Source organism: Enterococcus diestrammenae (assembly GCF_049384045.1).
Lineage (GTDB): Bacteria > Bacillota > Bacilli > Lactobacillales > Enterococcaceae > Enterococcus_C > Enterococcus_C diestrammenae.
The window spans coordinates 52,994-66,306 of the sequence record NZ_JBMRGR010000015.1 but is presented as its reverse complement, the minus strand read 5'-3'; the positions used below and the strand labels follow the sequence as shown (position 1 = coordinate 66,306).

General features: G+C 44.6%; 17 protein-coding genes. 10 read left to right on the top strand and 7 right to left on the bottom strand.

Annotated elements, in window-relative coordinates:
• Positions 1-81 precede the first annotated feature (81 nt).
• The 6 genes from ACO03U_RS10765 (at position 82) to ACO03U_RS10740 (ending at position 4,722) form a co-directional block, all read left to right on the top strand.
• A complete protein-coding gene (locus ACO03U_RS10765; protein ID WP_204687085.1) occupies positions 82-942 on the top strand; it encodes a transporter substrate-binding domain-containing protein in 861 nt (286 codons plus the stop codon).
• 107 nt (positions 943-1,049) lie between these two features.
• Positions 1,050-1,817, top strand: coding sequence for an amino acid ABC transporter permease (locus ACO03U_RS10760; protein ID WP_204687084.1), 768 nt, complete (start codon positions 1,050-1,052; stop codon positions 1,815-1,817).
• Entirely contained in the window at positions 1,814-2,578 is a 765-nt protein-coding gene (locus ACO03U_RS10755) for an amino acid ABC transporter permease (RefSeq protein ID WP_204687083.1), read from the top strand. Before ACO03U_RS10760 ends, ACO03U_RS10755 begins: the two co-directional genes overlap by 4 nt.
• A complete protein-coding gene (locus ACO03U_RS10750) occupies positions 2,517-3,251 on the top strand; it encodes an amino acid ABC transporter ATP-binding protein (RefSeq protein WP_204687082.1) in 735 nt (244 codons plus the stop codon). Before ACO03U_RS10755 ends, ACO03U_RS10750 begins: the two co-directional genes overlap by 62 nt.
• Positions 3,252-3,432: 181 nt before the next feature.
• Positions 3,433-3,642: a zinc ribbon domain-containing protein gene (locus ACO03U_RS10745; protein WP_161869569.1), complete on the top strand. Its 210-nt coding sequence runs from the start codon at positions 3,433-3,435 to the stop codon at positions 3,640-3,642.
• Positions 3,643-3,687: 45 nt separating this feature from the next.
• Positions 3,688-4,722, top strand: a complete 1,035-nt coding sequence (locus tag ACO03U_RS10740; RefSeq protein ID WP_204687081.1) for a LysR family transcriptional regulator — start codon at positions 3,688-3,690, stop codon at positions 4,720-4,722.
• A 199-nt stretch (positions 4,723-4,921) separates the two neighbouring features.
• On the opposite strand, the gene ACO03U_RS10735 is transcribed toward ACO03U_RS10740, so the two are convergent.
• The gene (locus ACO03U_RS10735; RefSeq protein ID WP_204687080.1) at positions 4,922-5,290 is read right to left on the bottom strand and encodes a type II toxin-antitoxin system PemK/MazF family toxin; all 369 of its coding nucleotides are present in this window, start codon (positions 5,288-5,290) and stop codon (positions 4,922-4,924) included.
• A complete protein-coding gene (locus ACO03U_RS10730) occupies positions 5,287-5,556 on the bottom strand; it encodes a type II toxin-antitoxin system PrlF family antitoxin (protein ID WP_204687079.1) in 270 nt (89 codons plus the stop codon). The genes ACO03U_RS10735 and ACO03U_RS10730 overlap by 4 nt, the downstream gene beginning before the upstream one ends.
• 342 nt (positions 5,557-5,898) lie before the next feature.
• Here ACO03U_RS10730 and ACO03U_RS10725 point away from each other — a divergent pair, with 342 nt between their 5' ends.
• Positions 5,899-6,351, top strand: a complete 453-nt coding sequence (locus tag ACO03U_RS10725; RefSeq protein WP_204687078.1) for a hypothetical protein — start codon at positions 5,899-5,901, stop codon at positions 6,349-6,351.
• 337 nt (positions 6,352-6,688) lie between these two features.
• Positions 6,689-7,174 (top strand): AlbA family DNA-binding domain-containing protein, encoded by a 486-nt coding sequence (locus ACO03U_RS10720; RefSeq protein ID WP_161869572.1) that lies wholly within the window; start codon positions 6,689-6,691, stop codon positions 7,172-7,174.
• A gap of 296 nt (positions 7,175-7,470) precedes the next feature.
• Here the strand turns inward: ACO03U_RS10720 and ACO03U_RS10715 are convergent, their stop codons facing one another.
• The 5 genes from ACO03U_RS10715 to ACO03U_RS10695 all read right to left on the bottom strand — a co-directional run bounded on the left by ACO03U_RS10715 (position 7,471) and on the right by ACO03U_RS10695 (position 10,425).
• Positions 7,471-7,689, bottom strand: a complete 219-nt coding sequence (locus tag ACO03U_RS10715; protein ID WP_161869573.1) for a DUF2922 domain-containing protein — start codon at positions 7,687-7,689, stop codon at positions 7,471-7,473.
• A 57-nt stretch (positions 7,690-7,746) separates the two neighbouring features.
• On the bottom strand, positions 7,747-7,953 hold the full coding sequence (locus ACO03U_RS10710) for a hypothetical protein (protein ID WP_161869574.1): 207 nt from the start codon (positions 7,951-7,953) through the stop codon (positions 7,747-7,749).
• Between the two features lie 88 nt (positions 7,954-8,041).
• A complete protein-coding gene (locus ACO03U_RS10705) occupies positions 8,042-8,575 on the bottom strand; it encodes an RNA polymerase sigma factor (protein WP_204687077.1) in 534 nt (177 codons plus the stop codon).
• A gap of 269 nt (positions 8,576-8,844) precedes the next feature.
• A complete protein-coding gene (locus ACO03U_RS10700) occupies positions 8,845-10,032 on the bottom strand; it encodes a Lin1244/Lin1753 domain-containing protein (protein ID WP_204687076.1) in 1,188 nt (395 codons plus the stop codon).
• Between the two features lie 135 nt (positions 10,033-10,167).
• A complete protein-coding gene (locus ACO03U_RS10695; protein ID WP_204687075.1) occupies positions 10,168-10,425 on the bottom strand; it encodes a hypothetical protein in 258 nt (85 codons plus the stop codon).
• 88 nt (positions 10,426-10,513) lie between these two features.
• Between ACO03U_RS10695 and ACO03U_RS10690 the strand changes: the two genes are divergently transcribed.
• Both ACO03U_RS10690 and dcm read left to right on the top strand, forming a co-directional pair.
• Positions 10,514-11,419 carry a hypothetical protein gene (locus tag ACO03U_RS10690; protein ID WP_204687074.1) on the top strand — a complete coding sequence of 302 codons (906 nt, stop codon included), beginning with the start codon at positions 10,514-10,516 and terminating at the stop codon, positions 11,417-11,419.
• A 177-nt stretch (positions 11,420-11,596) separates the two neighbouring features.
• Positions 11,597-13,126, top strand: a complete 1,530-nt coding sequence (gene dcm / locus ACO03U_RS10685; protein ID WP_204687073.1) for a DNA (cytosine-5-)-methyltransferase — start codon at positions 11,597-11,599, stop codon at positions 13,124-13,126.
• Positions 13,127-13,313: the final 187 nt, after the last annotated feature.

The following is a 13,313-nucleotide window of genomic DNA, read 5'->3' as shown; positions in this document are numbered from 1 at the left end:
TTTAATAACACAGGTTCATAGGGTTATCCTTACAAATCATGAAGACTAAAACCCTAAATACAATATACAAGGAGTAAATCAATGAAACGTAGTTATTTAATCGGTGGGGCTGTGATTTTGATCGTCGTAGGGACATTTTGGCTTCGCGGAGGAAATCCACAAACCTCGGCTGCAGGAGGGAAATCTCAGGTGACCACCATCAAGGTTGCTCACACCCAGAGTTATGTGCCCTATGACTTTATCAACGAGGCCGGGGAATCTGACGGCTATGAAGTACAGGTGCTTAAGGCGGTAGATAAAAAATTGCCCCAGTACCAGTTGGAGTTCACCGGCACTAGCGACGAGGATCTGTTGATCGGACTAGAAAGTGGGAAGTACGATCTGGGTATCAAAGGCGCTTGGTACACGGAGGAGCGAGCAGAAAAATTTCTGATTCCTAAAGAAGCAGTGGGGGCCAGTGTGATTGGGTTCACCATTCGTAACAAGGATGCCCAAAAATTCACCAGCATCGATGATTTGGCCCAAAATGCTGCCAAATTAGTACCGATTTCACCACAAAATGCCCAGTATAACGTCATTACTGAGTACAACGAGAAACACCCTGACCAGCCATTGGAGCTAAAAGCAGCCGAGTCTTTCAACGTGGCCGACGCCTATGCCTGGGTCTTGGAAGGGCGCTACGATGCCTTTTTCGATATCAAGCTTTCTTTTGAGACTGCTGTGACCAAAAAAGATGGGTCTTACCATCAATATGCCGATGATCTCAGTTGGTTTCCTTATAAAGGAATTCCCACGTATCCCCTCCTTTACAAAAATCAGCAAAATAAGGACTTTGCCACTGCCTACGACCAAGCGGTAAAAGAACTGGCGGCAGATGGTACTTTGGCACAGCTTTCAGAGGAGTATTTCGGTGAGAATGTTTTTGATTTTGTGACGGAATAGCCGCAGGAGAGCTTGCGGGACTTCAGTGCTACTGGAAGCCTCAGTAAACGGCATTGAGAATGTGAGCAAGGCTGCTATATGAAACTCGTGAAGAAAGAGGGGATTTGATGGTCCAATATGATTTTTCTTTTGTCAGACAAGTACTTCCACAACTGCTAGGTTATGTCCCCTTGACCCTAGCAGTTTGTGGAGTGACGGCCCTTTTAGGAAGTTTATTAGGAGGGTTTCTTGCATACGGTGAAATGGCAGGAAGCCCAGTGTTGGCACGCCTAGCTAGGGGATATATTTTCGTAATCCGCTGTACACCGCCGATTGTGTTATTATTTTTAGTGTTTTACGGTCTGCCACAGCTGCTACGGTGGTGGCTAGGAATCGCGACGGACGGTTGGTCTCGAGGGACATTTACGGTGATTGCTTTGACATTGTTATTTGCCGCACCGGTAGCAGAGGTATTCAAAACGGCTTATCGCGCTGTGCCCTCGGGTCAAAAAGAGGCAGCCTTGACTGTGGGGTTGACACCGTTACAAGCCTTTTATCGCATTTTACTACCGCAAGCATGTCGGATCGGAGCACCGAATTTTGCCAATAGTCTCTTGAATTTACTAAAGGATGCGGCGCTGGCTTATACTATCGGCTTATTAGATTTGATGGGCGGGGCTAATTTACTTATTAGCCGCAATCTGGGAAATCACTCCTTGGAAACCTACACGGCGACGGCCTTGATTTATTGGGGCTTGGCGCTAGTACTTGCGATAGTCTTACAATTGTATGAAAAATCATGGCCTTCTGGCAGCAGCAAAAACAGGAAGCTGTTGGCGAAATCCGCGCCATTCAAAGCAATTAACAAAAACCAAGAAAAGCAGGTGAAGACATGAATCTTTCTTTTATCATCGAAACTTTTTGGTTAGCTTTAAAAGGGGTGCCAGTGACATTGGCGATTATGGGCGTGGCGCTGGCTTTAAGTTTTTTGCCGGCCCTTTTGTTAGCCTTGGGTCGGATTTACCGAGTCAAAGGCATCACTGGTTTTGCCGTGGTCTATCTGGCCGTGATTCGTGCGACCCCACCGATTTTATTGATATTGTTTTTTTATAGTTTGCTTCCCAGTATGTTGAATCGCTTATTTACTAGCTGGCATCTGGAAATTGATGTGTTCAAGTTAAACCCCATTTGGTATGCCTTCGTAATCTTTAGTTTATTAGCCACTGGCTCCTTGTCAGAAGTTTTCCGCTCAGCTCTCTTGACGGTTTCTGGTGGACAGCTGGAAGCCGGGCGAGCCCTGGGGATGCGGGACAGCACCACATATCGGCGTATCATTTTTCCCCAAGCGTTAAAAAGTGCCCTGCCAAACTTGTGTAATTTAGCAGTAAATCTGGTGAAGGGCACGTCCCTTGTATTTGTGATGACGGTTCAAGATATCACCGCTATCGCCAAGATTCAAGCAGCGTATGGCTACCATTATGTAGAAAGCTACTTAGTGATTTTTGTGATCTATTTGTTGTTATGTGGTGGGATTCAGTTGGTATTTCACCTATTGGAGCAGCGATTGACGGCTCAGGAAAGGAAGGTGGCAGTCGATGTTGACCGCTCGGGGTATTCAGAAACATTTTCAGCAACAACCCGTCTTGAAGAATCTTGATTTGACAGTGGCGAAAGGTGATGTGGTGGTGATTTTAGGGCCCTCGGGTTCAGGAAAAACCACCTTGTTGCGCTGCCTGAATCATTTAGAAACAGCTGATGCCGGTACCTTGACCTTAGGGGATGCGACTTACGATTTGCGCCAAATGAGCAAAAAGCAAATCCAGCAACTGCGGCAACAGACGGCCTTTGTTTTCCAGCACTATAACCTATTTAATAATAAAACCGCTCTGGAAAATATCACAGAAGGACTCATCTATGGCCGTGGGGTACCTCGCCAAGAAGCCGAGGTTCTGGGACAGGCAGCGCTGACTCGTGTCGGCTTGGCTCAGTTTGCCCATTATTACCCTCATGAACTTTCTGGTGGTCAGCAGCAACGAGTGGGAATCGCCCGGGCCGTCGCTCTCAAACCGGCTGTCCTTTTATTTGACGAACCCACCTCTGCTTTGGATCCAGAGCTTGTGGGGGAAGTGTTGGCAGTGATGCAACAACTGGCTCAAGAAGGGGTCACGATGGTGGTGGTGACTCACGAGATGGGCTTTGCGCGGGAAGTCGCCAGCCAAGTGGTCTTTATGGATGCTGGCGAGGTGGTAGAATCGGGACCACCCCAAACCTTGTTCACTGCCCCAAAAGAAGAACGTACCCGCCAATTTTTGCGTCGGATAACCGGTTAAGGCTAGTACGCAAACCTGTGAGCTACGGGATATCATTGGCATTTTAAATATTATTGAAAGGGTAATTTCTAATAAACTAAAGTAGCTGCACCGGCTCCCAATTAGCATTTCCAAGTGACACATTCCTTGGGGTTTGATATGATTAGGCAAATATAGGATTAGCGATTTAGGAGGTCTTTTCATGGAAAAGAAACAATATATTTGCGAAAAGTGTGGCAATCAACATTACGAATCTGACCGGTTTCAAGCGACGGGTGGCAATTTTTCCCGCTTATTTGATATCCAAAATAAAAAATTTGTGACCATTTCCTGCACGCAATGTGGCTATACGGAGCTTTATAAAGAACAATCATCTAGTGGGATGAACGTCCTGGATTTCTTGATTGGCTAAGGAAGAATGACCGTATGTTGCTAGGGCTAAAGGAGGTGCAAGGGGATGAATTTGCAACAGTTTCGTTATGTGAAGACGATTGCGGCAGCAGGGAGTTTTTCTGAAGCTGCTAAACAGCTGTACGTGACACAACCCAGCCTTTCGCAAGCGGTGAAAGAGTTGGAAGAAGAGCTCGCGACTGAGTTATTTTTACGATCTAAAGTAGGGGTCCAACTGACCGAAGCCGGACGAGATTTTTTGGTCTATGCCCAACAGATTTTAGCTCAAACCGAACAGTTGAAACAACACTTTGCTGGTAAGCAGGTCCATGACTTTACGATTTTAAGTCAGCACTATGACCTGCTTTCCGCTCCTTTTTTGACAGTAGTCAATCAGTTTCGTCAGTCTTGCCAAGAATTTCATCTGATCGAGACCACTACCCAGCAAATTTTGGCGGGGCTACGGGATTTTACTGGCGATTTGGGGATTTTGTATTTGGACGAGACCAATCGTAAAATCTTGGAACGACACTTTGCCCAAGAAGGATTTTCCTATGAGGTTTTGGGGGCGTTTGCAACCCAGATTTTCTTGCGGAAAGATCATCCGCTGGCGCGACAAAAGGTGATTTTACGAGAAGAGCTGGCGGCTTATCCTCAGGTACGTTTCAAGCAGGAAGCCTATGGAGGCGTGTCTTTTGAGGAAGATCCGTTAGCGGTGACAGCTGGTGGTTTAGACTTGGCAGAAGAGATGGCAAGAATCGGAACCAACGAAAGGGATAGGGAGATTTCGTCAGTGAAAAGCCAACAAACTTCCGAGATTCCTCACGATACCAACCTACCGGAGGCCGCTTGCGAAGTACCGTTGCAACCGACACTGTACACCAATGATCGCGGGACGTTGATGAATCTCTTGGTACAGTCGGACGCCTACGCATCGGGTCTAGGCATCATCGGTGGCTTTGTGGCAGAGCACATTTGCTTGCGACCACTAGCAGACGGAACCACTCATCAGTTGGTGGCGGTGTTCAACGATCGACGAAAACGTTCCGAGATGGCAGAGGCGTTTATCGCGGCGGTTGGGGAGGCGTTGAGCTATGAATAACTGAACCTAGCTCGGGATTCCTGTCATAAAATAATTTGTAAAAAAGTGGCGTTATTCCTACAGAGGAAGCCTTTAGACGGAGGGGTCTGTAGTTTTTGAGAATAGAGGTTGGTTATTTAATCTATGTAAATGGGCGAACTAAAAAACTTTACCATAAGTGAAAAATGATGGTAAAGTTTTTTTAGTTTTCACTGAACTATCAAATTTCCGGTCCGGGAGTGAAGAAGTGATTCAAGGCATTGAGAACTTGGTTGAGTGTTTTTTTATCAAGCGTGGTTATGGGATTCATCGCTGTTCGAGCTTGGGGATCAATGGTGCGCAGGTGTTGTAATAAGATTGTGCCGGTAACTTTACTGGTGTCTGGCAGTGGCACAAAAAGTGGTGAGTTGACGTAGGGTGGCTGGGTGTATTTCATAGAGCTGGTGATGGGTAGGATAATAATGGTGTTGAGATACTTGTTATAATTGGCGTTGCTAACCACAAGGCATGGACGTTTTTTTGCGGTTTCTACCCCTTTGACCGGGTTAAGGTCGACGTAGACGATATCTCCTTGCTTGAGTTTTTTCATTCGTCAATCACCTCGCCACCAAGATCGCTTCCCCAGTCGATTTCGCTTTCTGAGGGGATTGTGTAGGTTTCTGAATGCTCTTTGACGACTTGCCAGAAATCATCATTCGCCTTTTTTTTGATGACAATCTCACCCTCCGCGGTTTCTTCAAAGGACAGTTGATCATTGGTGTGGACATCGAGTTTTTGGCGGATGGCTTTTGGGATAGTAATTTGATTTTTGCTAGTAATCGTCGCGATAATCAGGCTTTTTTTAGTAGTTTCCATCGTCGGACCTCCTTCTCTTTTTGTTTATTATAGCAGAAACTACATCGAAAAGTAAGGCGAAGTAAGGCGTTTTTTAGAAGCCCATGACAAGGATGACTGCCTAAAGGTATTCTAGGCTTGTCGCAACGCTTTGCCTCGCTGCTAGAGTGGTTAACGGTATGCTTTTGTTTACCAGGAGTTTTTAATGATAAGCAAAGGAAATGTCCCGTTATGAGGGATTTCCTTTGGTTATCATTTTTTATTTTTTCCCTAAATCCGGCGGGGGTCGACGGATCTGGGTTGCCAATTGCGTACTACAGATTTATCCTTAAACCATTACAAAAGAGAGGGCGGAGGATTTCGATGGATTTATTTCAAAAAATCGGGGAAGGTGCCGGCTCGCTAGTGGGGGGTGCCCTCAGTGGTGTGGTCAATATCGCAGCGGAAGTGATCAATGCCGAGATGTTGCGAGAAGCCAGTCAGGAGATACTCAGCGGCAATCGCCAAGCCGGGCAGACCCTAGGCAAGACGGTGGATGGCGTGCTAGATGTCGCTGGTGGCTTTGTCCGACGGGATAGTGAGCAATTGGCCGATGGTAAGGAAAAATTGACCACGGTCACCAAAACAGCGGTAGTTGGCGTAAAAAACAGTCTAGATTTTGCTACCGAACAAGTGTCAGAAGCCTATGAAGGTGGCAAAGAAATGGACGGCCAACGCCTACTAAAAGTGGCTCGCAATACGGGGAAAGCACTAGTCGTCTCCGCAGCAGTGGTAAGCGTGGTAAAAGTGCGCAAAGGCTTGAAATTCAAGCTGTAAGAATCGAGAAAAATGATTGAGTTATTATGCTGATAAACGAAAAGCGTAACCAATAGACTCCCTATCTAGGCCGGGAATGTCAGGGAGTTCCCTAGTTGACAGAAAATAGGCCTAGGACTATCATCAGTTGTGGAAGAAGCGAGCAGTCTCTTAAAACGGAGCTTCCCCAAAATTCAATTGGTTGTTGTCTGTAAATAAGTTAGTCTCCAGCAGGGATAACTGCTGACAAATGGTGTGGTAGCCATAGTCAGCGGCAAGTGATCCTTGCAGGAGGCTATTTTTTTTCGACATTTCTGGCAGTTTCCGCTATTCTTTTGGTAAGAGGGGAGGAAAAGGCATGAAACAGTGGGATTTAGCGGATTTACAATATGCACCAGAAGGTCAATTTTTGGATCGCAAACGGGCTTCCATCGCTCCCCAGCGAGTGGCTCAATATCTCAGTGCCTTTGCCAATACTTTAGGCGGGACGTTGGTGTTGGGCGTGGAAGACGACGGGACCATCACCGGTTTCAAGTTTCCCGGTTCGGTATCGCAAGCGACCTATCTAGCAGTCCCCGCTACCTACTTGCGGGAACAACCAGAATATCAGGTGGAGCGAATTCCCTGTGTGAATTTCCGCGGAGAATCAGATGAACTTTTGGTATTTCAGGTGGCCCCTTATCCTGAGGGCTTGGTAACCTTATTAGAAGGTTCCGGCTATCTGCGGGTAAATGATGAGACCCGCAAGCTCACCTTGACCTTGCTAGGGGAATTGAAGCAACGATGGGAAAAGCGCGAATCAGAACGAGAAAAGCGAGACGTGGAGATGAGGGAAGAGTCGTGAGCTTTTCTCTAGGGAAAAAACCCTTTGATCACGAAAAAATAGGCGCAACTGGCAGATGACGAAGAAAGTCATGGGTCAGTTGCGCTTTTTAGGTGGCGGTATGTTGTTAGCTGATCGAAAAATAAAAGAGGAGCAGCCCCGCTAGCCAGCCGAGGCAAAGAATGACCGTGGCTAGCAGGGGCAGCCAGTGGGGGTTAAAGGTTATTTTTGGTGGGACAAGATGTTTTTTACGACTGGTTCGAGGCAGCTGGTTTTGCTGCTGATAGAAAATTGCTACTGGTTTTTTGCGAGTTTTTTTAGTCCTCAAACAAAGGGGTTTCGATTGTTTCCACGTACTTGGCACCTTTGACTTCGGCGTAGAGTTGGACGTCATCTTTTTCAAAAAGTTCCAGATCCCGTAAGCCTTCCATCGCGGTTCGGACAGTGGGTTCAGTCAAGTTGGTAGCAGCTAGAATTGGATCAAGATTGTGTTTTTTTCCTTCGCTGTTTAAAAAAGTCATGCGTAATTTTTTCATATTGGTTTCCTCCGTTTAGTAGTTGGATGGGGTTACTGGTGAGCAACCCGAGTATCGTTATTTTACATATTCAGTTTTTGTTGTTTCAATAACGCTCATGACATCGGAATCTTCGGGGATTAGTGGGGCGAAGATATCGATTAAAGCCACGACGCTATCGGGATTCGGGTCCTTTTTGCAGTAGTTCAAAGTTTGCTTTGTCAGATTCTTTTTGTCGGGTTCTTGTATCATTACTCCCAGGCTAGTGTCTAAATGTGTCTTCATAATCAGTTCCTCCATTTTCTTAATTGTGCTAGTCAGCCGACAGTTGCAAGCTCTCGCTGGGTAGCAGGTGTTTTGTAAGCTTACACCCTTATAGCGAAGATAACGGATGTGATGTCTCCTGTTTTTCTAAAAATAACCTCAATTTTTGTTTAATATGCTGGCGGTACTTGTAACGCTGCTTGCGATTTAAGCAGGGGACACCGGCTTCAGCTTCTGCCAATAAAGTGCGCAATTTGTGCTGTTCATAAGGCTTGAGGCTCAACCAAAATTGCTGCCAAGTCTCCGTCGTTTCTATGAGATTTAGGGGATCTTGTATTAGGGGAGCGGTAAAACTTTCCTCGGATTCCGTCAAGGGACAGTTTCGCTTGCGCTGGCCGTGACGTTTCCGTAGACAGTCGATGACGAGCCAACGCAGTCGAGTAAATAAGCGCCCCGGGGGAAAAGCGGCTAAAAAACTGGCCGCCTCTTGATAGTCTTGCATCCATTGAAAAACGGCGATGCGCATCTCCTGAAGTAAGTCGTCGTAATAGTCATCATTGAAGGTGACGTGATTTGTCGCCAAAACTCGATGGAACAAGTCCTCTGATTGTTTTAGTAAGTCATTCATTTCGTAATTGGTCATTTGCTGATCCTTCTTCACCTGGTATTCCGGCCGGTGAGACAAAGATAACAAAAGCAAATGGTATTTATTCCTGAAAAAATAACGATTTCTCTAGGGAAATGAACAAAAGGACTCGTAAAATTACAATGATCAGTTGAAAATGAAAATAATTTTATAGCGATGATGTGTTATTGTAATGGACTTTAAGAGAGAAGGAGGCCGTAGCGAGGAAATAAAAATTACGACTTTCAGTGCCAGATTTGCCTTGCTAACTGCATTTTGCCTCAGTCTTACTTTTCAGTGGCTGCCAAATAAACCTTATCTTGATAATCACGACTCTCATCAAAAATCCAACGTTGCTCAGCTTCCGTGGCTTGGAAGGTGGTATCTATCGTATATTCCTCTCCCATAAACTGCCGTAGTTCTTTTTGAAGTTTCAGCCAAGCTTGGCGAGTGACTGGCGGATTGGCGAATGTTTCCCAGTCAATTAACTTTTCTTGGCGATAGGGACGGTTGCGGGCAGGGTATCGTTGAGGGGAACTCTGAGGTGATGGGGAAAACGTGCTGTTAAAGGTGTGCTCCTGATTATGGAGGCGTGCCCCTTTTTTCTGAAAAATGTGGACTTCTGCTAGCGTGGTAACGCCGTTTTCTTGCCATTTTTTCAGGCAACTTTTGACAAACGACAAACCACTTTGCTTAGGGACAGACTTGTTGCCAGCAATTTGGATAGCCGCAGTCACTAACTCATCGCCATATTTTTGCAGTAAGCGACTGATTTGGGCTTGTAGTAAGGTGTTGGGGGCCTGCCAAAGCTGTTGCCAAGTTTTGAAGGTCGTCGTTTTTTGCAAAATTGGTGACTCATTAACTGTCGGTGCTTCTGATATTGGTGCTTCGATGGGTTTTTCAGCATGCTCGACAAGATCAGTGGCCGCTTCTTTGGTAGTGGTGGGTAGCGGAGAAGAAGCAAACGCTGCCTCCTCGCAATGAACCACTGGAGACACTGCCGGTTGTGGCTCTTCTTTTTCTGAGGAGGTGGCAAGGGTTGGACTTGCTTGGGTATCAGGAAGAATTAGCAAATTGTGGCGCCCGGCTGGTAGTTTCAGTAAATATTTCGCCTCTAACTTGACCTCTTTGCGCTTTTTGGTGGCCATAATGTAGCGACTTTGGATTTCTTCAGAGGTGAGAATTTGGTAGTGTTCAAAGATTTCTTGGTGGAAAAAGCCCAACGTCAGCGCTTTTTCTAGCACTTCTGTTACGAATTCTTCTGGCGTACCGGCAGATTCAGCCACCAAAAAACAGACTTCTTCGTTCCATTCCAAAAAATACCCTTCTTCCTGATAGGTCAAACCCAGCATCACCAGTAAGACATGGGGGGCTTGACTGCCGCAGTATTGGCGCAGACGCCGGACTTTCAGGCTGTGCCAAAAAGTCGTATCGGTAGGGAAGTAGTCCAATCCTTGCTTAATCGGTCGTGCCATGAAATATCCTCCTCGATGGTTTTGTAACACATTTTTCGCCTGACAGAGACGGTGCTCAGACGAAGATGACTCACCTACTAACTCATCTAAATAGCGAAATTCCTCAAGCAGATGTCGCCACTTTTTGAGAGATTTTTAAAAGGATTTATTCCCACAGCCCAAAGCAAGCCTGCCAGTCAGCGAGACAGCCATTTTTTTGCCGGATTCCCCCGACAATTTTTTAAAACGCAAACTGGGACTCACAGTCTTTCTTTCGGGCTCTACTTTGCTGTCTTTTACTCTGCTTTGTCTTTCCTTTTCTTTGGGGATTTCAGGTACCGGAAACGCTGAGGTGGTTGCGATAAGCGTTTGGCCGGTGAGCTGGTAATAGTTGCTATTTGGTGAAAAAATCATTTTCTCTCAAATTTTTGGGTAAAAGTTGGTGACGCTTTCATGCATTATCGTGCTAAAATTGAACTCCAAAATCATGAGGAGGACGGTTATGTTAACAGAGAAACAATTTACTCATTTAGTGGCGCGGGCAGATCATTGCTTCCCACAGCTGATGGACAAAATGGAACAACTTCACGGCGATTTTCCCCACTGGATCTGGAAGCAAGAAGAGCTGGAATGGCTCGTCAGACAGCTCCCACCGGTAACGGATTTGCCGCCACGAACGGAAGTATTGGCAATCTGGGCGCTATCGCCAATCGGTCGTAAAAAGCGCACCCTAGTGATCACCAAAAACACCCTTTTTGTGGTGCACAAGGATGCCGGCTGTATTTTGCGTAAGTTGCCGAAACCTTATCTCCATCTGGAATACGACTCCTTATATACCAATGCCTTAAGCCAACTCCTGAGTCAAAACGGTTGGGGAAAAACGAGCACCCCCGACCTCAGTGTTCCTCAAGACAAAAAGAAGTCCGAGAATTTTTGCGGCAACTGGGAAGCAGAGCTCTTACGCCGCGATCCCGAGATGAAAAAACTGCCACTCGCCCATCGCCACTACGCCTTATTCCCTGTCGGCTCCACCAGCGACACCAGTCGGGCAGTCTGGCTGAATCCCGCCACCATCTATGAAATCAAAGACGGTGCCAAAAAATACGATGCCACTCTGATCCACACGACCTACGCCATGACCTTTGCTGTCGACATCAGCCGGCGCACGCTGATGCACCATCTCCAGCTAGCTACGGTTTGTCATGGCTACTTTCGCCGCTCCGCCTGCGATACCCCCTATAATCCTCAGTCGTCCCTCAGCCATTTTCTCGGCTACGAAAGCACCCCGGCACTAGACAGCGTCTTCCAAAATCTGGACGTCTGCCACTTACCAGGGCGGGATGGCGATTTTATGGAGTTGTGGAAGGAGGAGTTTGGCAGGGAGTATATGCGGCGGGTGATGGGGTGAGGTGAGTATTTTTTTTAAATATTACAGATTATAGAAAATCGTAGAAATGGAGAGTTGTAATATATATTATGCAAGCTTAATGATTTTTGGTCCCGTATATTTCAACGGAATTTTGAAAAAACGAATTGTTTTTTCAAAGTGCATATCGTATAATCTTTATAGGTGAGGTGAGGTTTTATGACGAAACATAATAAAGGTGGAGCTCGTATTGGTGCAGGTAGAAAAGCAGTCTCTACTGATCAAAAAAAGATACCGATTCAGGTATACTTACCAAGAGATATTAAAGAAAAGATAATTAATCTTGAAATTGAAGATTGTTGCAATAATTCACAAAAGTGTGCATTTTTAATTCAAAGGGGAATACAATCGATGAATGAACAAATGGATTTATTTGAAAAACAAAGTATTGATAAAAACTATAATGTTATAAAGAAAGAAAGTGACGAAGAGGTTATAAAGTTTATTGATCTTTTTGCAGGGATGGGAGGTCTTAGGTTAGGATTTCAACAAGCATTAGAGTCAAAAGGGTTGGAGGGTAAGGTTGTTTTTTCGAGTGAAATTAAAAAAGCTGCCATTGAAGCTTATACAAATTATTTTCCTGGTGAAGAAATTTATGGGGATATTACTAAAATAGACGCTAGGGATATACCCGACTTCGATTACGTTTTGGCTGGATTTCCTTGCCAAGCTTTTTCATCTGCAGGAAATAGGTTGGGATTTGAAGATACACGTGGTACGTTGTTTTTTGATGTTGCAAGAATTATCAAGGAGAAGCAACCTAAGGGATTTGTACTTGAAAATGTTGAAGGACTGGTTAGTCACGATAAGGGGAAGACATTTAAGGTGATAAAAAAAACACTTAAGGATTTAGGCTATCATATTTTTTATAATGTTCTTGATGGTAAAAATTTTGGATTAGCACAATCTAGAAAACGAATTTATATTATTGGTAGCAAGATCAATGCTGATATTGATTTAAATTCGTTTGAAAAAAGAGGTACAACATTATCAAGTGTTATTGATCCGATGGTTGAGGCAGAACACAGCGAGTTTGCTGAAAAGTTACTTTCACATTTTTCAATTGATGAAATTATTGGTAAAAAAATTAAAGATAAGCGTGGTGGAAAAGATAATATCCATAGTTGGAGTTTTGGTTTGAAAGGCGAAGTTACCGAAGAACAAGAAGAGCTTCTTGATATTTTATTGAGACAAAGGAGAAATAAAAAATGGGCTGATGTCATTGGTATTGATTGGATGGATGGTATGCCCCTTACTAAAGAAATGATCGAAACATTTTTTGAGAGCCCGCGCTTGCAGAGTTTATTGGATGATTTAGTTAAAAAGGGGTATTTGGTATACGAATATCCAAAAGCTCTTATTAATGGAAAAAGGAAATATGATGATCGTTTAAAAAAAGGGTATAATATTGTAACGGGTAAGTTATCATTTAAGTATAATCAAATTTTAGATCCAAATGGTGTGACGCCAACTTTAGTCGCAACAGATATGGCAAAGTTAGCTGTGCCGACTAAGGATGGCATCAGAAGGCTTACGCTGGATGAAGGGCTAAAATTATTTGGATTTCCAGATGACTATAGTCTAAATTGTATTCCAGAATCTAAAGCATATGATCTTTTGGGAAATACAGTTATGATACCTGTTGTTCAGGCAGTGTCAGAAAAACTATTGGATGCTGTAGAGAAATAACATGGTTTTTCAATTTTAACAAGGAGTACTTAAAATAATTTTCATGAAACTGAAACAATGGTCTAAATTAGTAATCTTTTCATAGTAAATAGATACAGACTGTAGACAAAGTCAGTATCGGTTAAAAAAAACTCACTCGTATCATAGACTGAGAATCATGAAATTGATTCAAATGCATAGTTTCATG

Coding starts and splice junctions, on each gene's coding strand:
- ACO03U_RS10765 (WP_204687085.1), top strand. CDS start 82: ATGAAACGTAGTTATTTAATCGGTGGGGCTGTGATTTTGATCGTCGTA.
- ACO03U_RS10760 (WP_204687084.1), top strand. CDS start 1,050: ATGGTCCAATATGATTTTTCTTTTGTCAGACAAGTACTTCCACAACTG.
- ACO03U_RS10755 (WP_204687083.1), top strand. CDS start 1,814: ATGAATCTTTCTTTTATCATCGAAACTTTTTGGTTAGCTTTAAAAGGG.
- ACO03U_RS10750 (WP_204687082.1), top strand. CDS start 2,517: ATGTTGACCGCTCGGGGTATTCAGAAACATTTTCAGCAACAACCCGTC.
- ACO03U_RS10745 (WP_161869569.1), top strand. CDS start 3,433: ATGGAAAAGAAACAATATATTTGCGAAAAGTGTGGCAATCAACATTAC.
- ACO03U_RS10740 (WP_204687081.1), top strand. CDS start 3,688: ATGAATTTGCAACAGTTTCGTTATGTGAAGACGATTGCGGCAGCAGGG.
- ACO03U_RS10735 (WP_204687080.1), bottom strand. CDS start 5,290: ATGAAAAAACTCAAGCAAGGAGATATCGTCTACGTCGACCTTAACCCG.
- ACO03U_RS10730 (WP_204687079.1), bottom strand. CDS start 5,556: ATGGAAACTACTAAAAAAAGCCTGATTATCGCGACGATTACTAGCAAA.
- ACO03U_RS10725 (WP_204687078.1), top strand. CDS start 5,899: ATGGATTTATTTCAAAAAATCGGGGAAGGTGCCGGCTCGCTAGTGGGG.
- ACO03U_RS10720 (WP_161869572.1), top strand. CDS start 6,689: ATGAAACAGTGGGATTTAGCGGATTTACAATATGCACCAGAAGGTCAA.
- ACO03U_RS10715 (WP_161869573.1), bottom strand. CDS start 7,689: ATGAAAAAATTACGCATGACTTTTTTAAACAGCGAAGGAAAAAAACAC.
- ACO03U_RS10710 (WP_161869574.1), bottom strand. CDS start 7,953: ATGAAGACACATTTAGACACTAGCCTGGGAGTAATGATACAAGAACCC.
- ACO03U_RS10705 (WP_204687077.1), bottom strand. CDS start 8,575: ATGACCAATTACGAAATGAATGACTTACTAAAACAATCAGAGGACTTG.
- ACO03U_RS10700 (WP_204687076.1), bottom strand. CDS start 10,032: ATGGCACGACCGATTAAGCAAGGATTGGACTACTTCCCTACCGATACG.
- ACO03U_RS10695 (WP_204687075.1), bottom strand. CDS start 10,425: ATGATTTTTTCACCAAATAGCAACTATTACCAGCTCACCGGCCAAACG.
- ACO03U_RS10690 (WP_204687074.1), top strand. CDS start 10,514: ATGTTAACAGAGAAACAATTTACTCATTTAGTGGCGCGGGCAGATCAT.
- dcm (WP_204687073.1), top strand. CDS start 11,597: ATGACGAAACATAATAAAGGTGGAGCTCGTATTGGTGCAGGTAGAAAA.